Raw genomic sequence first — 20,598 nt, 5'->3', positions numbered from 1 at the left:
TTTTGATGTTCTCATCGTATAATATAATGCAACCTAACAGAATGAGGTTTTTATAATGAGACAATTAAAAATTACAAAACAGGTTACCAACAGGGAAACCGCATCACTAGACAAGTATCTGCAAGAGATCGGAAAAGTTGAATTGATCACCGCTGACGAGGAGGTGGATTTGGCTCAGAGGATTCGTGCCGGAGACAGAGCTGCATTGGAAAAACTAATCAAAGCTAACTTGCGTTTCGTGGTTTCGGTTTCTAAGCAGTATCAGAATCAGGGACTTTCTCTTCCGGATCTAATCAACGAAGGAAATCTTGGACTGATGAAAGCGGCGAAAAGATATGATGAAACGAGAGGTTTCAAATTCATCTCTTATGCTGTTTGGTGGATTCGTCAATCGATTTTGCAGGCTTTGGCTGAGCAGTCGAGAATTGTAAGATTACCTTTGAACAAGATTGGTTCTATCAACAAAATCAACAAAGCTTACGCTCACCTTGAGCAAGAGAACGAAAGACCGCCTTCTCCGGAAGAGCTGGCAGAAGTTCTGGATATGAGCGAGGAAGACATCAAAGAATCGATGAAAAATAGTGGTCGTCACCTGTCAATGGATGCGCCGCTTGTGGAAGGTGAAGATTCTAACCTTTATGACGTTTTACGTTCCGGTGAATCGCCAAGTCCTGATAAGGATCTGATGTTAGAATCTCTTCAAATCGAGATTGAAAGGGCATTGAATACTTTAACTCCAAGAGAAGCGGATCTTGTAAGATTGTATTTCGGTCTTAACGGGAAACATCCGATGACATTGGAAGAGATTGGTGAAACTTTTGACCTTACAAGAGAAAGAGTGCGCCAGATCAAAGAAAAAGCTATCAAAAGACTAAAACATAACTCCAGAAGTAAGATTTTGAAATCTTATCTTGGTAAATAAGATTTTTGATTATAAATTTAGAAGCAGGTTTTTTAGCCTGCTTTTTTGTATAACTAAATTAAAATTCACAATGAGAAAACTTCTACTGCTGAGTACACTTTTTCTAATCACCCTTCTGAAGTCACAAACAATTAATGATTTAAGAAAAGAATTAAACCAAATCATCTCAACTAAAAATGCCACAGTCGGAATTTCTATTAAAGGAATCGAAGACAAAGACACGCTGAGCATCAACGGAAATATGGCTATGCCAATGATGAGCGTATTCAAATTTCATATTGCTTTAACTGTCTTGAATGAAGTTGACAAAAGAAAATTCAAACTCAATCAGAAGTTTTTCATCAAAAAAGAAGATTTGCATCCCGACACCTGGAGTCCGATCAGAGAAGATTTTCCGAATGGAAATATTGATTTGACTTTAGACCAAATTCTTAGATACACTGTTTCTCACAGTGACAATAATGGTTGCGATTTTCTTTTGAAAATTCTTGGCGGAACTGATACTGTCCAAAGATTTATCAATAAACAAGGCATAAAAGATTTTACAATCAAAGTGAATGAACAACAAATGTCGGTTTGGGGAAATCTCTACCTCAATACAACTACGCCTCTAGCGACAACTCTTTTATTAGAAAAATTCTATAATGGTAAAGTTCTTAGAAAAGAGACTACTAAATATCTTTATCAGATTATGGTAGAAACTTCGCGTGGAATCACTTGGATGAAAGCCGGCTTACCAAAAGGAACAGAATTGGCTCACAGAACAGGAATCTCTGATAGAAATGATAAAGATTTGCGTGCTGCGATGAATGATGTCGGAATTGTCAAATTACCAAATGGAAAACATTTCATTCTTTCTGTTTATCTGAAAAATATAACCGAAGAAAGAGAAGCGACAGAAAAAATCATTGCTGATATTGCAAAAGCAACTTGGAATTATTATATCAATAAAAAGTAGAAATGAGCATCTCAATCATCGGCGGCGGAATTGGCGGATTAACTTTAGGAAATTTTCTAAAGCACCAAAACATCGATTTCAAAATCTATGAAAGTGCACCGGAAATCAAACCAGTTGGTGCTGGAATTGCAATGGCAGGAAACGCAATGCAGATTTTTGACAAACTCGGGCTGAAAGAAAAAATTGAGAATGCGGGAACCAAAATGCATGCTCTGATCATTACGGACAAAAAGCTGAAGACCATTTCGAAAACCGATGTTTTGAAACTTGAAAGTAAATACAAAGTCTGTAATATTGCCATTCACAGAGCAGATTTACAGAGAATTTTGAGCGAAAATATCTCAGAACACATTATTCTGAATAAACGGCTTTCGACAATTGAGAAAAAAGAAAATTATCATTTAACTTTTGAAGATAGAACAGAAATTGTAAGCGAAATCGTTTTTGGAGCTGACGGTGTAAAATCTTTGGTTCGAAATCAAATTTTAAAATCAGGCGAAATCCGAAATGCCGGACAGAAATGCTGGCGCGGAATTCTACAAACCGAAATCCCTGAAAAATACAGTCACAACGCTTACGAAATATGGGGCACAGGGAAACGCTTTGGTTTTGTGAGGGTCAGAGAAAATACCCTGTATTGGTACGCTTTGGTGAATGAGAAATTTTATTCTAAAGATATTGATCTGTTGGAGGAGTTCAGAGATTTTCATCCTGATATCCTGGAAATGATTGCTAAAACTTCCAAAGCAAATATTATTTTCAATGACATTATTGACATCAAGCCAATGAATCACTGGTCAGCAGAAAATCTCTGCCTGATTGGTGATGCTGCACACGCCACGACGCCGAATATGGGACAAGGCGGCTGTCAGGCTGTTGAAGACGCTTATATTTTATCAAAACTTTTAGAAATTGAAAAAGACTGGAACAAAGTTTTTCATCAATTTGAAAAAATCAGGAAAAATAAAGTTTATCACATTGTGAACACAAGCTGGACAATCGGAAAGATTGCGCAATGGGAAAATTTTACGGGAGTCAGGAATTTTATTTTCAGAATGATCCCGGAATCAGTGAACCAGAAACAGATGGAGAAGATTATGAAATTGGAAATTTAGTGTTTAGGTCTTCGAGAGCTTCAGACTGACAAAATTATTTAGTATTATAAACAGTATCTACTCTTCTTCTTTTTTAAGACTTTCTATTAAGCCTTCCAACTCTTTTATTTTATCTTTTAGGTTTTTGATGTCATTCTTATTATTCGTGACTTTGCTTTTCAGCATTACAGTTCTTGCGCGTTCACTGTGGTCATCTTCGTCTTCGTCTTCACTGATTTCCTCAACATCTTCCTGAATTTCTTCTACGTCTTCCTGGATCTCTTCAATATCTTCCTGGATTTCATCGATATCTTCCTGGATCTCATCAATATCTTCCTGGATTTCATTGACATCTTCTTTCAAATCTTCAATATGTTCAGAACTTTTATTCACTGACATCTGAATGAAAATCGCCAAATAAATCGCCTCCAAAGAAACAACGGTTGTCAAAACCAATAACATATGCTCAAATTCAACGATATTGAAAATCGGCAACGCAAAACAAACAATGAAAAATATCGTATGAAAAATCAACGACTGGATAGAACCTACCCACCAAATGATTCCATTGGCTATTTTTTCTAAAACAGAAAGTTTTTCTTGATTTTCTTCGGTAAGTCTCATTGAAAAATTTTGATAAAAATAAGGCTTTTATATCGATTTGCAAAAGCAATTAATACATCAAAGGATATCTGAAAGTGCAGAATCCAGGTTATTATATTTGAAATTAAATCCAGAATTCTCAATTTTTTCTGAAGAAATGCGACTTCCTTCCAACGCCAAAACCGACATTTCACCCAGAATAGTTTTTATAACGAATTTTGGAACGTTAGGGAGGAACAATTTTTTATTAAGATGTGAAGCCAGTTTTTTGGTGAGAATTTCGTTAGTTACAAAATCCGGAGCAGATGCATTGTAAGCCCCATTCATAGACACATCCTCTACCGCTTTGAAATAAATATTCACCAAATCATCAATATGAATCCAGGGAAAATATTGCTGACCAGTCCCTAAAGCTGCTCCCAGATTGAAATCTACAGGTTTTCTAAAAGTATCCAAAGCACCTCCTTTTTCAGAAAGTACCGTTGCTGTTCTGATTCTCACTACCCTGCTTCCAAGATTCTGAAACTGTAAGGCTTTCGATTCCCAATCCGCACAAACATTACCAAGGAAATCTTGTGCTGGTAAATCTTCTTCTGAAAAAATATGTTCAGACGTCACTTGTCCATAAAAGCCAACCGCAGACGCAGAAATTACAGCTTCCGGATGGATATCATTTTCAAACATTCTCTCATAAATAAACTGAGCGGAATCCACTCTGCTTCTATAAATTTCTTTTTTGTAAGGATTTGTCCAGCGTTTGCTGATGGGAGCACCTGCCAAATGAATGAAAATATAAGTATTATCCAGCGCACATTCTTCCAAAAACTGATTCTCATAATCCCAAATATAGGATTTGAAATCTGTTTTTTCTTTTTTTGAACGAACCAAAATCTCCACCTTATATCCACGTTCGTATAATTTCTTGGAGAGTTTTTTACCAACCAGTCCGGTTGCGCCACTAATAAGAATTTTTTTCATTAGTTATTATTTTGTCTGCTAAAACAAAAACGATTCCAATGAAAAACTAATAGGTGTTAAATTTGGGAAAACTGATAATTTGCATAGGAAATCATAACAATCTGATCCTGTCATCCAGAATTTCGATCGCTTTATCCTTATAAAGACTTCCGATTGCTTTTTTAAAGTTTTTCTTACTCATCTGCAATTCATCTTTGATTTCTTCCGGAGACGATTTGTCAGAAAGATAAAGCAAACCGTAGCTATCTTGCAGTTTGTCCAGAACTTTCTGTTTGAATTCGTCTACATTTTCAAAGCCTTGAGGCTGAAGTGTCACATCAATTTTGCCATCTTCACGAATGGTTTTGATATATCCCGTTTCTTCCGACAAAGGATATAACTTTTTGAAAACATCAGAAGCATAAATTAATCCGATATATTTTTTGTTAATAACAACATTCCAGCCTAATTCTGATTCGTTCATCATGATCAGATCCACTTTATCTCCATTCTTGAAAGGAAGCTCATCATATTGCGGATTGCGTTTGAATTTGGTTGTGCCGGTAATCAATCCTGTTGCCTCGTCGATATAAACATAAACCAGATATCGCTTGCCTTCCACAATCTTGGACTTCTGCTGTTTATAAGGAATAAAAAGGTCTTTGATAATCCCCCAATCCATAAAAGCCCCGCTTGGAAGACTTTGTACACAAGTCATCACCGCAAATTCTCCTATTTCAGCATTGGCTTTTTCTGTCGTTGCTTTAAGGGTTCCTTCTTCCTGGTAAATAAAAACATCTACTTCTGTTCCAATTTCCCAGCTATCTTCTGCAAAAACTTTCTGAATAAAAGCTTTTTCCTGATTTTCGTCTCTTAGAATAAAACCAGAAGATATTTTTTCAGAAATAATAAGAGAATTAGTTTGTCCGGGCTTCATAGGATTTAATTTCCTGCAAAAGTAGATAAACTTTTTTAATTCGGTCTTTTACGAAAGATTTCGTCACCGAAGCACATTTTCAAAAATATTAGAGCAACTTCGGTTAACTTGATGACTATAAGGTTATTTATTTTAGACATAGTTTTTTATTGAATTTTGACTGAATAGCATTTTTGATATTTCCGAATTAAGTACTGCCTCTATCAAAAAAAAGAAAGAGGCAGTGTATAAGTGCTGAGAATGAATGTTTAATAAAATTAATTATGAAGATCAGTCTTACCAGCTAGTACCATCTTTTACCGGTGGATCCGGATCAACTGGTCTTTGAGCTTTTGCAGCCACAGTATCAGCTGTAACACCACCTTTATTAAAAGTCAACTTTTCCTGGGAAGTTGGGTTAACATCTAAATCAGAAGTTACATCATCTTGTCTACAAGAAACAAAGTTTAGAGATACAAGAGCAATTGCTAAGATTGAAATGAATTTTTTCATATAGAGTAATAATTTTTTATAAATTTTTGAAAAACTTTCTGTTCGTTTTCTGTGACGAAATTATATTCTAATTTTGACCCATGAAAGCATTTATGGTCTTGATTTTGAAATCAAGACGTCCTAATTCAGAAATTGAGACAAATATAAAAATTTGAAAATCAATGTATTAAAGTTAAAAATATCATTTTCTAACTCATAATCTTTTTTTATAAAATATTTCTCAATAATATTTAGGATTTCCGTATTTTTGTGGACACAAATGATGAAGTTTAAAAATTTGAAATGAAAAATTTTTTCTTTATCATATTGATCCTTTCCTGCGGATTTGTTTTTTCAAAAGACAAAGGCCCAATGAGCTATGAAAATTACAGGAAAGGATATGAAAACTATTCCGAGAATGACACCCGTGCATTTTCTTACATAAATCCTTACATAAAAAAAGCAAAAACCGAAAAAAAATACCCTGAGCTATTCCAGGCATATCGCGACGCGGTTTTTTATTCAAAGTCATGGGATAAAAAATTAATTTATGCTGACAGCTGTCTGGATGCTGCTTATAAATCATCCAGCGATGACAGAATTTCTACTGCTTATGTCCTGAAAGGCAGTATCTATTATGCAAAAATGAAAAAATACAAGCCTGCTTTGGATGAATATCTAATGGCTTATAAATATTCTAAAAATACAGGTGATAATTATCTTAAAAATAAGGTTTCCTATCACTTAGGCGTTGTAAAAAATTATTTGGGTTATAATGAGGAGGCTTTGGAGTTATTCAAAGAATGTGTTGCTTATTTTGAGACGGAATCCAATAATACAAAATCTCATAAGTTCCAGATTTTCAACAATACAAAAGGTTATCTTAACAGTCTTCATCAGATGATTATCTGTTACAGAAACCTGAAAAATTATGCAAAAGTAGACTCTCTTACCAATATCGGATTACTCAAGACCTTTAATGAGCCTGATTTTTCCCAGGAAAGAGGTTATTTTTTGAAAGCTAAAGGATTATCAGAATATTCTAATAATAAATATGATTCTGCTATTGATTACCTAACACAATCTTTGGATCTTATAAAAGAAGATTTCGCCTGGAAATCAGTGGATTACTTTTATATTGGAAAAAGTTACCTGGCTCTCAAGAATGAAAACTTAGCCATATCTAATTTCAAAAAAATTGATTCCATTTTTTCTAAGCAAGATTTTATTCTTCCGGAGCTTAGGGAAAATTACGAGATTCTCATCAATCATTACAAAGGAAAGAATGATGCTAAACAGCAATTATTTTACACAACCCAATTATTAAAAGCTGACAGCATTATTTCCCGGGATTTTGCTTATCTATCGCCTAAAGTCCACAGAGAATATGATACAAATGCTTTATTGGAAGAAAAAGGAAAATTAGAAAAGGCTAATATATGGAGCAGTGTTTTTATAACTTTTCTGGCCTTTTTAGCCGCATTCCTGATTTTTACTTTATATAAAAAATTCAAAAAAGAAAAGGATATTCTCCAAAAATATTTTTTGCTGCAGGAAAAATTACAAAATCATAATTATACCCGTCCTGAAAATATTGTCCCAACAGTCAGTTCCGTAAATCACGATGACAAAAAAACTCATATTGCGGAAACAATAAAAGAAGAATTATTATATAAACTCAAAATATTTGAGGAGAAAAAACAGTTCACACAGAAAGGTCTTACCATTCAGAAGCTTGCGATTCAACTGGATACCAATTCAAACTATCTTTCTCATGTCATCAATGAGCACAAAGGAATGAATTTCAACAAATATCTGGGCGACTTGAGAATCAGACACATAACTAAATTATTGTTCGAAAAGAATGTTTATCTCAATTATACGATTGATACGTTGGCAAAAGAATGTGGTATAGCTTCCAGACAGAACTTCTCTGATCTTTTCTTTGAGATTAACGGAATCAGGCCTACAGATTTTATCAGAAACAGAAAAAAGGAGCTTGACAACTCTAATTATCAAGCTATGGGAAATATACCTGGTCTGATATCGGAGAATTAATAGTATCTAATTTAAAAATTCTTCGATTTTTAATGTTTGCTGTTCTCCGGTTTGCAAATTCTTTACGGTAACTGATTGACTTTTGATTTCTTCTCCTCCAAGAAAAACAAGATTTTCTATGCCTTTTTTCTCTGCGTAAGTAAATTGTTTTTTCAGTTTGGAAGCTTCGGGATATAGCTCTGCGGAAATATTTTTTGCTCTTAATTCCGAAATCAGTTTCAAAGCTTCGATGGATTCGGCTTCTCCGTAGTTGGCGAAAAGGTATTTGACATTGTTCTCAGAATCCTCAGGAAAAACGCCTAATTCTTCCATTACAAGATAAATCCTGTCCAAACCAAAAGAAATACCAATTCCCGGAATATCTTTTACGCCGAAAACTTCCGTCAGATTGTCATAACGACCGCCACCACCTATAGAACCCATTACGACTTCATCGGCCTTAACCTCAAAAATAGCGCCTGTATAATAATCCAAACCTCTGGCTAAAGTGATATCAAAAACAAGATTCTGAGAATCGATGCCGAGATTCAAAGCATTAGTAATAACAAATTCCAATTCTTCAACGCCTTTCAGTCCGATTTCGTTTCCAGCAAATTTTTCTTTAAGATTAAGAAGATTTTCCAACGCATCTGTCGTTTGATTGAAAAGAAAATCCAGTTTAGAAATTGCTTCTTCAGAAATTCCTTTTTCCTGCATTTCTTTTACAACGCCCTCTTTTCCAATTTTATCAAGCTTGTCCAAAGCAACTGTAAAATCAATTAACTTGTCCGCAATTCCTGCATAATCTGCTAATCCGGAAAGGATTTTTCTGTTGTTGATGTGAATCGAAACCGATAACTTCAAATCTTTGAATGATTTAAAATACAATTGCAACAATTCAACTTCCTGCCAAAGACTGGTACTTCCTACAACATCCGCATCACATTGGTAAAACTCTCTGAACCTCCCTTTTTGAGGTCTGTCAGCTCTCCAAACCGGCTGAATCTGATAACGCTTAAAAGGAAAAGCCAATTGTCCGTGATTCATAGCTACAAAACGAGCGAATGGAACCGTTAAGTCGTAACGAAGTGCTTTATCTGATATATAAGGAATTAATTTTTTTGAATCAACATTTGAAAAAATATTATCTCTTGAGGGTATTAGCTTTAAATTCTTATCAGTATCCAATTGTTCTTTTGAGTATTCTTGTTTATCAATTAAGTAAGAATAATTTTGAATATCTTTTAGATAATCACCAGAATTTAAGATTTTAAAAATCAATCTATCACCTTCCTCGCCATATTTTCCTGTCAAAGTTGAAAGATTTTCGAAACTTGGCGTTTCCAAAGGCTGGAATCCAAACAATTCAAAATTCTTCTGTAATGTATTGATGATGTATTTTCTCCTGGAAACTTCTTTCGCAGTAAAATCTCTGGTTCCTTTTGCTAAGCTCGGCTTCATTATATAAAATAAATGATGATTGATAAATGTTAAATCGACTGCAAAAATAAGAATAATCAAACAAAGGTTTCTAAAATCAGAAATAACTTATAGGAAAAATTCGGGCATTTTTATATTTTTAAGAATTATTTTGAACTTAAAAACACAACAATAATTAATGCATACACTTTTACCTTTTTTGCTTGCTATGGTTGCGGCCATTGTTTTGCTTACCATTTTGGCCAATAAGCTGAGAATCGCCTATCCTATTTTGCTGGTGGTTGCCGGCTTACTCATCAGTTTTGTTCCCGGTTTGCCAATGGTGAGAGTAGACCCGGACCTTATATTTTTCATTTTCTTACCACCTTTACTGTTCGAAGCAGCTTGGAGCATTTCTTTCAAAGAAATGAAAAAATGGTGGCGAATCATCGGCAGTTTCGCATTTTTGGTCGTTTTTTTTACGGCATTGTCAGTAGCTATTTTCGCCAATCATTTTATTCCCGGCTTCACCATCGGATTGGGATTTCTTTTGGGCGGAATTGTCTCGCCTCCTGATGCTGTTAGTACGGGTGCTATTACCAAATTCGTCAAAATTCCAAAATCAACATCAGCAATTCTTGAAGGCGAAAGTCTCCTGAACGATGCTTCATCATTAATTATTTTCCGATTTGCACTGATTGCTGTCGGGACTGGACAATTTATCTGGCAGGAAGCAGCTACCAGCTTTGTATGGATGGTCATCGGCGGCGCTGGAATCGGATTGGTTTTGGGTTGGTTATTCGTTCAGATTCACAAATTGCTGGATACAGAACCTGCTTCTGATGTCGCATTGACATTGATTGAACCTTATTTTATGTATCTCGCTGCAGAATTACTCCACAGTTCCGGCGTTTTGGCGGTAGTTGCCGGCGGATTGTATATGTCCTCCAAACGTTTGATTTTTCTTAACAGTGCCAGCCGAATCAAAGGTTACAGCGTTTGGGAAAGTTTTGTTTTCATTCTCAACGGCATCGTGTTTTTGCTAATAGGATTGGAACTTCCGGAAATTGTAGACGGCATACGTTCGGAAGGTGTTCAGGTAAGAACGGCAGTTGGTTACAGCATTTTGGTAACAGCTGTTTTGATTTTGGCCAGAATTATCAGTGCTTATGCGGCTTTGGTGGCGACGATTATTTTCCGTCCCAGTGTCATTCCTAACGCTTCATCCAGACGCAGACGTTATCTGATGCCATTACTTCTCGGTTGGACAGGAATGCGTGGTGTGGTTTCACTAGCTGCTGCTTTGGCTATTCCGGTGACTTTAAATGGTGAGGCATTTCCGCACAGAAATTTGATTTTATTCATCACATTTATTGTCATTTTATTGACTTTGGTAATTCAGGGGCTTACTTTGCCTGTACTAATTCAAAGAACAGGTTTATTTGGAGGAATTTACAATGAAGATGACGAATTGGAAACCAGGCGAAAAATCAAGCACGGATTGCGACACCATATTTATGACAAATTGAAATATAAGTATGACAACGGTTTGAATGGAAATCCGGGATTTGAAAGGATTATGAAACATTGGGAAGAAAAAATCAATGCGAATGACGACAGCTGGATGAGCAATGAATCGAAAGAAATATTTTACGAACTTCTTGAAAACCAAAGAGAATATCTGACAGAACTGAATCAAGATCCGAAAATTGATGAGGAAATCATACGTCAGCAATTGTACCAGATTGATTTGGAAGAGGAACGAATTAAGAGCATCTAAAAAATATAATATGAAAATCATTCAAATTCTGATAACAGCATTATTTGTTTCTGTAATTACAATTGCCTGTAACAATTGTGATTCGAAAGACAATTCGACAAATGAACAATTCGTAAAGAAATATTTCCAACTGTTTAACCAACATCAATGGAAAGCGCTCTCTGAACTTTACGTGGAAAACGCAGAATTCAAAGATCCAAGTTTCGGAATCGGAATTGTAAAGCAAAGCCGACAAGGATTTGTCAAGAAATATTCGGAGTTAACCGAAATCTTTCCTGACCTGAAAGATGAGATCAAAACAATTTATGTATCTGGCAATAACAACGTCATCGTTGAATTTGTTTCGACAGGAACTGCGCCGGATAATACTAGATTTGAATTGCCGATTTGCACAATTTTCACCATTGAGAATGGAAAAATTACCAAAGATTTTACTTATTACGATAATTTTGACGAGACGAAATAATGAGCCTTTTTGATGACCAATTCGATATCATTGAAAATATTTTGCCTTACGATGGTGTGACTTCCTATTACGGAAAAATATTTTCCGAAGAAGAAGCGAACGATTATTTTCAAAAATTAATGTCCGGAATCCAATGGAAAAGTGACGAAGCTGTTATCTTCGGAAAACTGATTGAAACCAAACGGAAAGTCGCCTGGTACGGAAGTGAGCCTTTCAGCTATACATATTCCGGAAGGACAAAAACAGCGTTGCCCTGGAACAAAACCCTTCTCGAAATTAAAGAGAAAATAGAAAATGTCAGCGGGGAAACGTTTAATTCTTGTTTATTAAATCTTTATCACGACGGTTCCGAAGGAATGGCCTATCACAGCGACGGCGAAAAGGATCTGAAAGATAATGGCGCAATCAGTTCGGTGAGTTTTGGTGCGGAACGTAAATTCAATTTCAAACATAAAACTACGAAGGAATTGATTTCATTGATTCTCGAAAACGGAAGTCTGCTGATGATGAAAGATGTTACCCAAAAATTCTGGCTTCACAGATTACCAACGACCACAAAAATCATCAAACCAAGAATCAGTCTGACTTTTCGGACAATTGATAAGTCTAAATAACCGGCTTATATTTTTTGATAAATGCGATACAAAGCAACAATCCTATTCCTGCTAAACCAGCTCCAACCAATGAAGGATAATTATATGACAAACCGAATTCCAAAGGTAAACCACCAAAGAAAGCACCTAGTGAATTTCCCACATTGAACGCCGCCTGCATAAAAGCCGCCGCCATCATTTCCGAGTTTTTGGCAGAACGCAGCATTATAATATTAACCGGTGTTCCCACAGCCATAGACAAAGCTCCACAGACAAAAGTCAGAACCAACGAAACCGACTGGTTTTCTGAAAAGAAGAAAACACCAATCAGAGCTAGAATCATTGCACTAAGCAAAATTGCCGCAGCTAAAGCCGGCCGCATTTTGTCAGCCATTATGCCGCCAAGAAAATTCCCAACTACCATTCCGGCGCCGGCTAAAACCATAATATAAGCGATAAAATCCGTTTCGAATCTGGAAACATTGGTCATCAAAGGTGTGATATAGCTGAACCACGCAAACAAACCTCCAAATCCGATTCCGGTAATGGCGATGATATGCCAGGCTTTTGCAGATTTGAAAAACTCTAATTCGTCTTTCAATGTTGTTGTTCGAAGACTGTCCATATAAGGCAAAAGGAATTTCAGACTGATCAGAGTTAAAAGTCCTAAAACAGAAACAACGCCGAATGCGTAACGCCAGCTCAGCTGATGACCAAGCCAGGTGACAAACGGAACCATTGCCAGGTTAGCCAATGTCAATCCAGTGAACATCATGGCGATGCTTTGCGCCTGCTTTCCGGGTTTTGCAAGCCTTGTTGCCACCACAGTCCCGACGCCGAAAAATGCGCCGTGCGGAAGTCCTGATAGAAACCGGACAATCATCATCGTGTAATAATCATTGACCAATGCAGACAATGCATTGAAAATCACAAAGGCAATCATCAAGAATGCCAGAATTTTCTTTGGTGGAAATTTAGCAGCATAAGCAATCAGAACCGGTGCTCCGACAACAACGCCGAATGCATAAGACGAAATCAAATGTCCGGCCTGTGGGATTGATATGTTCAGGGATTTTGCAACGTCCGGCAATAGGCCCATAATCACAAACTCTGTAGTTCCAATTCCTAATGCGCCCAAAGCCAACGGAAATATTCTTTTATCCATTTTGCAAAAGTCTTGTTTTTACCAATCATTTTCAAGTTTTTGAGATATAAAATCTATAATGATAAGATTGATTTAAACAATAGTTTAAATTCCGTTAATAAACAAGAATTTTTTACCAAATAATTGTAACCTAATTTTATTAGAGCACTTTACTTAGAATTTGAGACCGTGCATACAAGAAGTTAAAAATGTGAAACTTTCTGCGAGCCATTAAAACTAAGAAGGGAAATAGCAGTATCAAAATAAAGAAAGATTAATGTTATTGTTGGTTAAATTTGATTCCCATTAGCTTTTTTCTGTTATTTTTGTATTAGTAAAACCAAAATGTTAAACAGGATTCTCACTTTTCCATTTGTGATAATGATAAAATTTTATCAGTATTGTATCTCGCCTTGGCTAGGGAAAAACTGCAGATACGACCCAACCTGTTCACATTATACTTTGGAAGCGCTGAAAGTTCATGGACTTTTCAAAGGAAGCTGGCTTGCAATCAAAAGAATCAGTAGCTGTCACCCTTGGGGTGGTGAAGGTTATGATCCGGTTCCGCCAAAACAACATTAAAATAATCAATCAATGAACAATATTTTTCTTAGATTTTATCTAATCCTTTTTGCAGGAATTTTCCAGTTATTTTCTTCTCAAACCTCTTCCATTGGTCTTTCCGATGGAACTCTTAAAATCAATAACCAAGAAGATCTTGCTGTAAAAATTTTTGCAACTCAAAGCAGCAATGAGCTTTATCAACAAGCTTCTAAAAACATTCCGAATGAATTGATTATACTGAATGAAGATAATATCAAGGCGGAATCTGCAGAACATTTGGCGAATATTCAGAATATTTTAGAAACATTCAAGACTAACAAATTCCAGTTTCTGGATAAAAATTTCAAGCCGGTAGAATCTGTTTTTGAACAGAAAAACATTGAGAATTTTAAATATCTTCTGAAATCTGATAAGATTCTGAAATCAACCGACAATACTGAACTGGAAACCCAATTCAAAATCTGGGATCCGATGAAAGGAATTCCTCTTGGTCCTGTAATGCTGCATTTCTATAGCCTGATGTTCATTTTTGCATTTGGGCTTGGTTATGTAATCATGGCAAAAATTTTTAAGATTGATGGTGTTGATGAAAAATTCCTGGAGCCTCTTTTCACCTGGACTTTAATAGGAACTATACTTGGTGCAAGATTGGGACATGTTATTTTCTATCAGCCGGAATTGTTTAAAGAAGATTTTTTCAGTGTTTTCTTGCCTATCAGTACCAAAGGTGGTTTGCATTTTACAGGATTTTCCGGTCTGGCTAGTCACGGTGCAACGATTGCTTTGATTTTTACCACGTTATATTACAGTTTTAAAATTATTAAGAAAAATCCGTTTTGGGTCTATGACAGAATCGGAATTGTAGTGGCTTTAGGTGGTGCTTTTGTGAGAATGGGAAATTTTTTCAATTCGGAAATCATCGGAAAGCCGGTTGACCCAAGCTCTCCATTTGCGATTCTTTTCCCACAGCAGAGTTCCGAATATGGTGTGACGATTCCGCGTTATCCAAGCCAATTATTTGAAGCCGTTGGCTATTTCTGTTTGTTTGTACTATTATGGTTTCTTTATCGTAAGACCGACAAAAAGTATCAGCAAGGCTGGTTATTTGGATTGTTTTTTATCATTCTGTGGGCGGTAAGATTCTTTGTAGAATTCCTGAAAGAACCGCAGGGTGATGAATTCATCCAATTTGCCGGACTGAATACAGGTCAGGTTTTGAGCATTCCGTTTATGATTGCAGGATTCCTGATTATGATTTATTCTAAGAAATTCAAACTTCCGAAAGAGGAAGCCGTTGCATAAAATCAAACTCCCGATTTAGTCGGGAGTTTTTTGTTTTATAATAATTGGATTTCTTTTACAAAATCTTCTATCATCTCATCAGAAATTGCCCAAGAAGTGATCAATCGGATTGCAGAATTTTCTTGATCCATCTTTTTCCAAACATAAAAATCAAAATTTTCTGATAATTTTTCGATTTGAGAATTGGTTAAGATTGGAAAAATCTGATTGGTGAATGTATCGGATAAAAATTGGAAACCTTTGTTCTGAAAAGCAGATTTGATTTTCATCGCCTGAACGTTGGAATGTTTTGCCAAATCGAAATACAAATCATTTTTCATCAATTCCAAAAACTGAATGCCCAACAATCTGCCTTTCGCCAACATCGCTCCTTTTTGCTTGATATGGAATCCGAATTCTTCTCCCAGTTTGTCATTGGTAATGACAATCGCTTCGCCCAATAGAGCACCATTTTTTGTTCCACCTAGATAGAAAACATCTGTCAGCTTAGCAATATCTTCCAATGTCAAATCATTGATATCGGAAGTTAAAGCTTGTCCCAATCTTGCGCCATCCATGAAAAGATACAAATCATTGGCTTTGCAAAATGCTGATAATTCTTGCAATTCTTTCTTGGTGTAGATCGTCCCAACCTCCGTAGAATTCGAAATGTAAACTAATTTTTGCTTGACTTGATGAGGCTTATTCGTATGCGTATCCAAAACCAATTGGATGTGCTCTGGCTTTAGTTTTCCATCTTCTGTAACAAGCCCGTGAACTTTGTGTCCGGTTGCTTCAATTGCGCCTGTTTCGTTGGTAAAAATATGACCTGTTTCCGCAGAAACAACACTCTCGTGGGGACGAAGAACCGAAGAAATGATTAATAGATTAGCTTGCGTTCCACCACTCACAAAATGAATATCTGCGTTTGGATAATTCATTTTTTGCTTGATTAATGCTCTGGCTTCTGCAGAATAATCATCGTAACCGTAACCGTTTTGCTGAACGAGGTTAGTTTTGATTAATGCTTCTAATATATTAGGATGGCAACCTTCCGAATAATCATTTTTAAAGGAATATTTCTTCATTATTTCTTCTTCTTTTCTAGATATCAAAGGTATTGATTTATCAATTAAAATTAAATTGTTAGAATAAAATATAATCCCTTCTAACTTTTTCTTATCTTTGAAATATGAATTCTTTGACAGAAGAAAATTATCTGAAAGCGCTTTATCATCTTGTGAATGAGAATGATGAAGTTTCTGTGAATGATCTGAGCCGACAGCTTAACATCAAAATGCCGTCTGTGAATAGTATGATTAAAAAGTTTGCGGACAAAAACTGGGTAAAATATGAATCATACAAACCTATCAGATTGACGGAATCCGGGAAAAAAGAGGCTTCGCTCATTGTAAGAAAACACAGGTTGACAGAGATGTTCCTAGTAGAAAAAATGGGATTTGGCTGGGAGAATGTTCACGAAATTGCTGAACAATTGGAACACATCCATTCGGAACTATTTTTTGATAAAATGGACGAAATCCTGAATTATCCAAAAGTGGATCCTCACGGTGAACCAATCCCTGACAAAGACGGTAATGTAATACAGCCCGATTTGAAAAAATTGAGCAAGTGTAAAGAAAACGAAACAGTAGAATTAGCCTCCGTAACGACTTCTTCTGAAGAATTTCTTAACTTCCTTAATAAAAGAAATCTAAGTCTTGGAACAGAAATCAAGGTTTTGCTAAAGGAAGAATTTGACCAGTCTATGAAGGTTTTTTACAATAATCAGGAAGAGAATTTCAGCAAAACGGTTTGTGACAGATTGCTGGTGAAATAAAAAAAGAGACTTAAAATTTAAGTCTCTTTTTTATGCTTAGTTGAACATATCTTTTACTTTTTCGAAGAATGTCTTTTCCTTTCCGGTTGGTTCGGCATTCATATCGCCACTTTCCAGCTGACTTTGAAAGAATTCTTTTTGTTCTTTTGTCAGTTTTTGTGGTGTCCAAACATTGATATGAACAAACATATCGCCTTTTCCACCGTAACCTTCAATATTAGGAAGACCTTTTCCAGCCAATCTAAGAATTTTACCGGACTGTGTCCCCTCATCCACTTTGATTTTCACTTTTCCACCAACCACGTTGATTTCTTTCGAAGTGCCCAAAGCAGCTTCCGCAAACGAAATATATAACTCCTGATGAAGGTTGTCACCTTCTCTTTTGATGAGTTTATCCACCTCTTCCTCTACTACAACCAAAAGATCACCGGGAGTTCCTCCAAGTGGCGCATCGTTTCCTTTTCCTCTTACATTCAGTTGGATGCCGTCTCTTGCCCCAGCAGGAATATTGATGGTGATTTCTTCCTCTTCTTTGATAAGGCCTTGCGCATTAGCTCCGGAAGGAATCTTGTCAGCCACTTTTCCAACACCCTGGCAAGTGCTACAAGTGGTTTGTGTCTGCATTTGTCCGAACATCGTGTTCATTACTTTTACCTGAACACCGCTTCCCTGGCAAGTAGGACAGGTTTTAGAAGTAACACCTGCAGCCAATTTCATCTTTTTAACTTTAACGGTTTTCTGAGTCCCGTTAATCATCTCTTCAAGATTCAGCTTGATACGGATTCTCAGGTTGGAACCGCGAGATTGCTGTTGTCTTTGACCACCGCCAAAGCCTCCACCAAAATGTCCACCAAAGATATCGCCGAACTGGCTAAAAATATCCTCCATATTCATTCCGCCACCAAAACCACCAAAGCCGCCGCCTGCTGCACCGCCCATTCCGGCATGTCCAAACTGGTCATACCTTGCCCTTTTGTTGTCATCGCTCAGTACTTCATAAGCCTCGGCCGCTTCTTTGAATTTTTCTTCTGCATCTTTATCACCTGGGTTTTTGTCCGGGTGATATTTGATTGCCATTTTTCTGTAGGCTTTCTTGATTTCCTCCGTACTGGCCGATTTGGATATTTCTAAAACTTCGTAATAATCTCGCTTACTCATAATTGATGATTGATATATGTTGATTGGCCCGCAATCTATTATCTAATACCTTTTTTTCTAAATTCTTAAATTAATTACCCGTTACAACTTTAGCAAATCTAATAACTTTGTCGTGCAACTGATAACCTGTTTCTATAACATCAACGATTTTGCCTTTCAATTCAGGGCTTGGGGCTGGGATTTGCGTAATAGCTTCGTGAAAATCTACATTAAAATCGTCACCTGGATTCACTTCGATTGGCTTAAGACCTTTCTCAATCAATTTGTTTCTGAATTTTTGATAGATGAGTTCAACACCTTTAAGATCTGCTTCATTGCCATTTTTAGCAATTTCCTTCAAAGCTCTTTCGAAATCATCTAACACACCCAGCATAGACGTCATCAAATCTTTTGAAGCATACAGGTAGAATTCGTTCTTTTCTTTAAGAGTTCTTTTTTTATAATTTTCGAACTCTGCATACAGACGGATATATCTGTCTTTTTCTTCTGCCAAAAGTTCTTCTGCAGACTGCTGTTGTGACACATTTTCCTGATTATCCTGTTCAGATGATTCAGTATTCTGCGTGTTTGTATCCAGGTTTTCCTCGTGTATATCTTTGTTTTCTTCCATTATCGATTAATTTATAGGAACTGTTTTTCAATTCCTTTGCCAATTCGGATTTTTTGACAATTAGGCAGAATTTCAGCGGAAAAGTTTTTATTAAATGATAAATGAGACTTTATTCTGCAGGTAAAAGTTCATAGAAATAAGATCATTTCTTTCTCTCTATAATAGAATTGCGGAATTTAATATCATCCAAAACCCAATTCAGGATTTTATCTTCAGAATCTGATAAATTCCCGAATTCCGGATCCACTGAAAAGTTTGGAATCACGCCCCTGCTTTGATTTTCGAATTCAATATTAGGACGAATTAAAAAGAGGCCTATTGGCAGAGACAATTTAGAATGAGGTAAAGTCACTGTATTGTTAACACCTGCAACGGTTCCGTCATTAGCTCCGCCTGTCTCTTCCCCCACAATTACCGCTCTTTTTTCATATTTTAATTTTGCTGATATAATGGATGATGCGGAAAAACTGGCACCATTAATCAAGACATAAATCTTACCTTTAAAAGTATTAGACCTGGGTTTTGTGGAACGAGAAGCAAACTCCCGGAAATAATAGTGATCTTCTTTTTTGGATGATAAGAGGTAATTGCCTGCCAAAAAGAACGGATAACCAAAAGCACTAAAAACTGAAGAAAAAACAGTCTGACCACGGAAATAATTCTGATACATCCCGGAAGTTCTGGAAGTCATTTCCGGAGGCTTTATCAATGTAAATTCTTTATCTGTAAGGTAAGAATACAGCGTATTGATCTCTGAAAGTGAACCGCCCAGATTATCCCTGATATCCAGAATCAAATACTTTGATTTTGCGTGATTAATTTTTTCAAAAGTTTCTTTATAAAACTTTTTTGCCAGAGTTGCAGAGAATGTTTTCACCTTTATATATGCCACACCGCTGTCCGGACTCATGAACTTAAAGCTTCTGTTATAAGTTTTGGAATTAGCATCATAATCCTGAACTTTTTGCAGTGTTGTTATTTTTGGCTGTACCCTATCTACAATAACTTCTTTTTCGGTTTTTTTCTGTCTTTTAATAGAAACATTTTCAAGCTTGTTATTGTATCTGGTTACTAATTTCGCGCTATCCAGATAGCCGTTTTCCAATGTATAATAATTGAAAAACGAGAGATTCATAAAATATTTTTGAAAAGTCTGGTTCTTTCCATCGGAACTGTAAAGTTTCCTGTATTTTTTTATTAAATCAGAGACATTTTCATTATTGATTTTGATAATCTCCGTTCCCTTTTTGATTTGGCCAACATTTTCTTTATTTTCTACCACAAACATCTTATCATCCAGAATCCTGTAATCCAACAAAGCAAAAAGGGGCTTCTTTGTTTTGAATGCTTTTTGTTCAGCTTTGGTATATTGCTTCGGGATTGCCCTCAATCTCAAATGACCTTCGTTCACACTTGCAATGACGGGTGATAATTGGAAATAGAACTCGTTAGGCGTCAAAGGTTTTGACAAACTGTTTTTGAGGCTGTCAAACTTGTAATCCAGTTCTTCTTTTGTAATGTACCAATAGAGATTTGGATGAAAGCGTTGCAATTTGCTATAAGCAAAATCGACATCTGCTTTCAGTTGTGAAACAGAAATTTTCTTTTCAAGGAAAAGATTGTTTTTCTTAACGGATTGGCAAGAAAAAATGATGCTTAATACAAAAAGAATAACCGTTCTCTTCATCTGAGATAAAAGTATGATTTTTACATCAGAAAATCAGTATTGTAAGGAAATTTAACATATTCTAACATAGATGTGGT

20 protein-coding genes are annotated in these 20,598 nt (G+C 36.0%); 10 read left to right on the top strand and 10 right to left on the bottom strand.

Features of this window, described 5'->3' with window-relative positions; all coding sequences use genetic code 11:
* Positions 1–55 precede the first annotated feature (55 nt).
* The 3 genes from AC5P2S_RS07300 to AC5P2S_RS07290 all read left to right on the top strand — a co-directional run bounded on the left by AC5P2S_RS07300 (position 56) and on the right by AC5P2S_RS07290 (position 2,995).
* Positions 56–922 (top strand): sigma-70 family RNA polymerase sigma factor, encoded by an 867-nt coding sequence (locus tag AC5P2S_RS07300; RefSeq protein ID WP_072998255.1) that lies wholly within the window; start codon positions 56–58, stop codon positions 920–922.
* Between the two features lie 70 nt (positions 923–992).
* Positions 993–1,880, top strand: a complete 888-nt coding sequence (bla, locus tag AC5P2S_RS07295; protein WP_494556764.1) for a class A beta-lactamase, subclass A2 — start codon at positions 993–995, stop codon at positions 1,878–1,880.
* Positions 1,881–1,882: 2 nt separating this feature from the next.
* Positions 1,883–2,995, top strand: coding sequence for an FAD-dependent monooxygenase (locus AC5P2S_RS07290; RefSeq protein ID WP_494556763.1), 1,113 nt, complete (start codon positions 1,883–1,885; stop codon positions 2,993–2,995).
* Between the two features lie 57 nt (positions 2,996–3,052).
* Here the strand turns inward: AC5P2S_RS07290 and AC5P2S_RS07285 are convergent, their stop codons facing one another.
* The 4 genes from AC5P2S_RS07285 to AC5P2S_RS07270 all read right to left on the bottom strand — a co-directional run bounded on the left by AC5P2S_RS07285 (position 3,053) and on the right by AC5P2S_RS07270 (position 5,963).
* Complete coding sequence (locus tag AC5P2S_RS07285; protein WP_283415052.1) at positions 3,053–3,598, bottom strand: DUF1003 domain-containing protein; 546 nt, start codon at positions 3,596–3,598, stop codon at positions 3,053–3,055.
* 57 nt (positions 3,599–3,655) lie between these two features.
* Positions 3,656–4,555 (bottom strand): TIGR01777 family oxidoreductase, encoded by a 900-nt coding sequence (locus AC5P2S_RS07280; RefSeq protein WP_494556762.1) that lies wholly within the window; start codon positions 4,553–4,555, stop codon positions 3,656–3,658.
* 91 nt (positions 4,556–4,646) lie between these two features.
* Positions 4,647–5,471: a CvfB family protein gene (locus AC5P2S_RS07275; protein ID WP_283415050.1), complete on the bottom strand. Its 825-nt coding sequence runs from the start codon at positions 5,469–5,471 to the stop codon at positions 4,647–4,649.
* Positions 5,472–5,747: 276 nt separating this feature from the next.
* The gene (locus AC5P2S_RS07270; RefSeq protein ID WP_283415049.1) at positions 5,748–5,963 is read right to left on the bottom strand and encodes a hypothetical protein; all 216 of its coding nucleotides are present in this window, start codon (positions 5,961–5,963) and stop codon (positions 5,748–5,750) included.
* Positions 5,964–6,245: 282 nt separating this feature from the next.
* Here AC5P2S_RS07270 and AC5P2S_RS07265 point away from each other — a divergent pair, with 282 nt between their 5' ends.
* Complete coding sequence (locus AC5P2S_RS07265) at positions 6,246–8,000, top strand: helix-turn-helix domain-containing protein (RefSeq protein WP_283415048.1); 1,755 nt, start codon at positions 6,246–6,248, stop codon at positions 7,998–8,000.
* Between the two features lie 6 nt (positions 8,001–8,006).
* Here the strand turns inward: AC5P2S_RS07265 and hisS are convergent, their stop codons facing one another.
* On the bottom strand, positions 8,007–9,440 hold the full coding sequence (gene hisS, locus AC5P2S_RS07260) for a histidine--tRNA ligase (protein WP_494556761.1): 1,434 nt from the start codon (positions 9,438–9,440) through the stop codon (positions 8,007–8,009).
* A 157-nt stretch (positions 9,441–9,597) separates the two neighbouring features.
* Between hisS and AC5P2S_RS07255 the strand changes: the two genes are divergently transcribed.
* Genes AC5P2S_RS07255 through AC5P2S_RS07245 form a run of 3 tightly spaced genes read left to right on the top strand, consistent with a single transcriptional unit; the run spans position 9,598 to position 12,258 of the window.
* Entirely contained in the window at positions 9,598–11,178 is a 1,581-nt protein-coding gene (locus AC5P2S_RS07255; protein WP_494556760.1) for a Na+/H+ antiporter, read from the top strand.
* A 10-nt stretch (positions 11,179–11,188) separates the two neighbouring features.
* Positions 11,189–11,644 (top strand): nuclear transport factor 2 family protein, encoded by a 456-nt coding sequence (locus AC5P2S_RS07250; protein ID WP_494556759.1) that lies wholly within the window; start codon positions 11,189–11,191, stop codon positions 11,642–11,644.
* Positions 11,644–12,258 (top strand): alpha-ketoglutarate-dependent dioxygenase AlkB family protein, encoded by a 615-nt coding sequence (locus AC5P2S_RS07245; protein ID WP_494556758.1) that lies wholly within the window; start codon positions 11,644–11,646, stop codon positions 12,256–12,258. The genes AC5P2S_RS07250 and AC5P2S_RS07245 overlap by 1 nt, the downstream gene beginning before the upstream one ends.
* On the opposite strand, the gene AC5P2S_RS07240 is transcribed toward AC5P2S_RS07245, so the two are convergent.
* Positions 12,251–13,402 (bottom strand): MFS transporter, encoded by a 1,152-nt coding sequence (locus AC5P2S_RS07240; RefSeq protein WP_494556757.1) that lies wholly within the window; start codon positions 13,400–13,402, stop codon positions 12,251–12,253. The genes AC5P2S_RS07245 and AC5P2S_RS07240 overlap by 8 nt on opposite strands.
* A 324-nt stretch (positions 13,403–13,726) precedes the next feature.
* Here AC5P2S_RS07240 and yidD point away from each other — a divergent pair, with 324 nt between their 5' ends.
* Together yidD and lgt are read left to right on the top strand one after the other, a co-directional pair.
* Positions 13,727–13,963 carry a membrane protein insertion efficiency factor YidD gene (gene yidD / locus AC5P2S_RS07235; RefSeq protein ID WP_283415042.1) on the top strand — a complete coding sequence of 79 codons (237 nt, stop codon included), beginning with the start codon at positions 13,727–13,729 and terminating at the stop codon, positions 13,961–13,963.
* A 453-nt stretch (positions 13,964–14,416) separates the two neighbouring features.
* On the top strand, positions 14,417–15,247 hold the full coding sequence (gene lgt / locus AC5P2S_RS07230; protein ID WP_346772090.1) for a prolipoprotein diacylglyceryl transferase: 831 nt from the start codon (positions 14,417–14,419) through the stop codon (positions 15,245–15,247).
* 35 nt (positions 15,248–15,282) lie between these two features.
* Here lgt and AC5P2S_RS07225 read toward each other — a convergent pair whose 3' ends face one another.
* Positions 15,283–16,314 (bottom strand): threonine aldolase family protein, encoded by a 1,032-nt coding sequence (locus tag AC5P2S_RS07225; protein WP_283415040.1) that lies wholly within the window; start codon positions 16,312–16,314, stop codon positions 15,283–15,285.
* A gap of 104 nt (positions 16,315–16,418) precedes the next feature.
* Between AC5P2S_RS07225 and AC5P2S_RS07220 the strand changes: the two genes are divergently transcribed.
* Positions 16,419–17,066 carry a metal-dependent transcriptional regulator gene (locus AC5P2S_RS07220; RefSeq protein WP_283415039.1) on the top strand — a complete coding sequence of 216 codons (648 nt, stop codon included), beginning with the start codon at positions 16,419–16,421 and terminating at the stop codon, positions 17,064–17,066.
* Positions 17,067–17,102: 36 nt separating this feature from the next.
* Here AC5P2S_RS07220 and dnaJ read toward each other — a convergent pair whose 3' ends face one another.
* From dnaJ to AC5P2S_RS07205, 3 genes are all read right to left on the bottom strand, one after another.
* A complete protein-coding gene (gene dnaJ, locus AC5P2S_RS07215; RefSeq protein ID WP_494556756.1) occupies positions 17,103–18,224 on the bottom strand; it encodes a molecular chaperone DnaJ in 1,122 nt (373 codons plus the stop codon).
* A 70-nt stretch (positions 18,225–18,294) separates the two neighbouring features.
* Complete coding sequence (locus AC5P2S_RS07210; RefSeq protein ID WP_494556755.1) at positions 18,295–18,834, bottom strand: nucleotide exchange factor GrpE; 540 nt, start codon at positions 18,832–18,834, stop codon at positions 18,295–18,297.
* 142 nt (positions 18,835–18,976) lie between these two features.
* Positions 18,977–20,521, bottom strand: a complete 1,545-nt coding sequence (locus tag AC5P2S_RS07205; protein WP_494556754.1) for a S41 family peptidase — start codon at positions 20,519–20,521, stop codon at positions 18,977–18,979.
* Between the last annotated feature and the right edge of the window lie 77 nt (positions 20,522–20,598).

This window comes from Epilithonimonas sp. 33E (genome assembly GCF_059372615.1).
The sequence above is the reverse complement of the archived record's forward strand: the minus strand, read 5'-3'. Positions and strand labels throughout refer to the sequence as shown.

Bases quoted from the DNA above. Each gene is read 5' to 3' on its own strand.
- dnaJ (WP_494556756.1), bottom strand. From the start codon at position 18,224: ATGAGTAAGCGAGATTATTACGAAGTTTTAGAAATATCCAAATCGGCC.
- hisS (WP_494556761.1), bottom strand. From the start codon at position 9,440: ATGAAGCCGAGCTTAGCAAAAGGAACCAGAGATTTTACTGCGAAAGAA.
- AC5P2S_RS07275 (WP_283415050.1), bottom strand. From the start codon at position 5,471: ATGAAGCCCGGACAAACTAATTCTCTTATTATTTCTGAAAAAATATCT.
- AC5P2S_RS07205 (WP_494556754.1), bottom strand. From the start codon at position 20,521: ATGAAGAGAACGGTTATTCTTTTTGTATTAAGCATCATTTTTTCTTGC.
- AC5P2S_RS07210 (WP_494556755.1), bottom strand. From the start codon at position 18,834: ATGGAAGAAAACAAAGATATACACGAGGAAAACCTGGATACAAACACG.
- AC5P2S_RS07240 (WP_494556757.1), bottom strand. From the start codon at position 13,402: ATGGATAAAAGAATATTTCCGTTGGCTTTGGGCGCATTAGGAATTGGA.
- AC5P2S_RS07290 (WP_494556763.1), top strand. From the start codon at position 1,883: ATGAGCATCTCAATCATCGGCGGCGGAATTGGCGGATTAACTTTAGGA.
- AC5P2S_RS07280 (WP_494556762.1), bottom strand. From the start codon at position 4,555: ATGAAAAAAATTCTTATTAGTGGCGCAACCGGACTGGTTGGTAAAAAA.
- AC5P2S_RS07245 (WP_494556758.1), top strand. From the start codon at position 11,644: ATGAGCCTTTTTGATGACCAATTCGATATCATTGAAAATATTTTGCCT.
- AC5P2S_RS07255 (WP_494556760.1), top strand. From the start codon at position 9,598: ATGCATACACTTTTACCTTTTTTGCTTGCTATGGTTGCGGCCATTGTT.
- AC5P2S_RS07265 (WP_283415048.1), top strand. From the start codon at position 6,246: ATGAAAAATTTTTTCTTTATCATATTGATCCTTTCCTGCGGATTTGTT.
- AC5P2S_RS07270 (WP_283415049.1), bottom strand. From the start codon at position 5,963: ATGAAAAAATTCATTTCAATCTTAGCAATTGCTCTTGTATCTCTAAAC.
- yidD (WP_283415042.1), top strand. From the start codon at position 13,727: ATGTTAAACAGGATTCTCACTTTTCCATTTGTGATAATGATAAAATTT.
- lgt (WP_346772090.1), top strand. From the start codon at position 14,417: ATGAAAGGAATTCCTCTTGGTCCTGTAATGCTGCATTTCTATAGCCTG.
- AC5P2S_RS07250 (WP_494556759.1), top strand. From the start codon at position 11,189: ATGAAAATCATTCAAATTCTGATAACAGCATTATTTGTTTCTGTAATT.
- AC5P2S_RS07300 (WP_072998255.1), top strand. From the start codon at position 56: ATGAGACAATTAAAAATTACAAAACAGGTTACCAACAGGGAAACCGCA.
- AC5P2S_RS07225 (WP_283415040.1), bottom strand. From the start codon at position 16,314: ATGAAGAAATATTCCTTTAAAAATGATTATTCGGAAGGTTGCCATCCT.
- AC5P2S_RS07285 (WP_283415052.1), bottom strand. From the start codon at position 3,598: ATGAGACTTACCGAAGAAAATCAAGAAAAACTTTCTGTTTTAGAAAAA.
- AC5P2S_RS07220 (WP_283415039.1), top strand. From the start codon at position 16,419: ATGAATTCTTTGACAGAAGAAAATTATCTGAAAGCGCTTTATCATCTT.
- bla (WP_494556764.1), top strand. From the start codon at position 993: ATGAGAAAACTTCTACTGCTGAGTACACTTTTTCTAATCACCCTTCTG.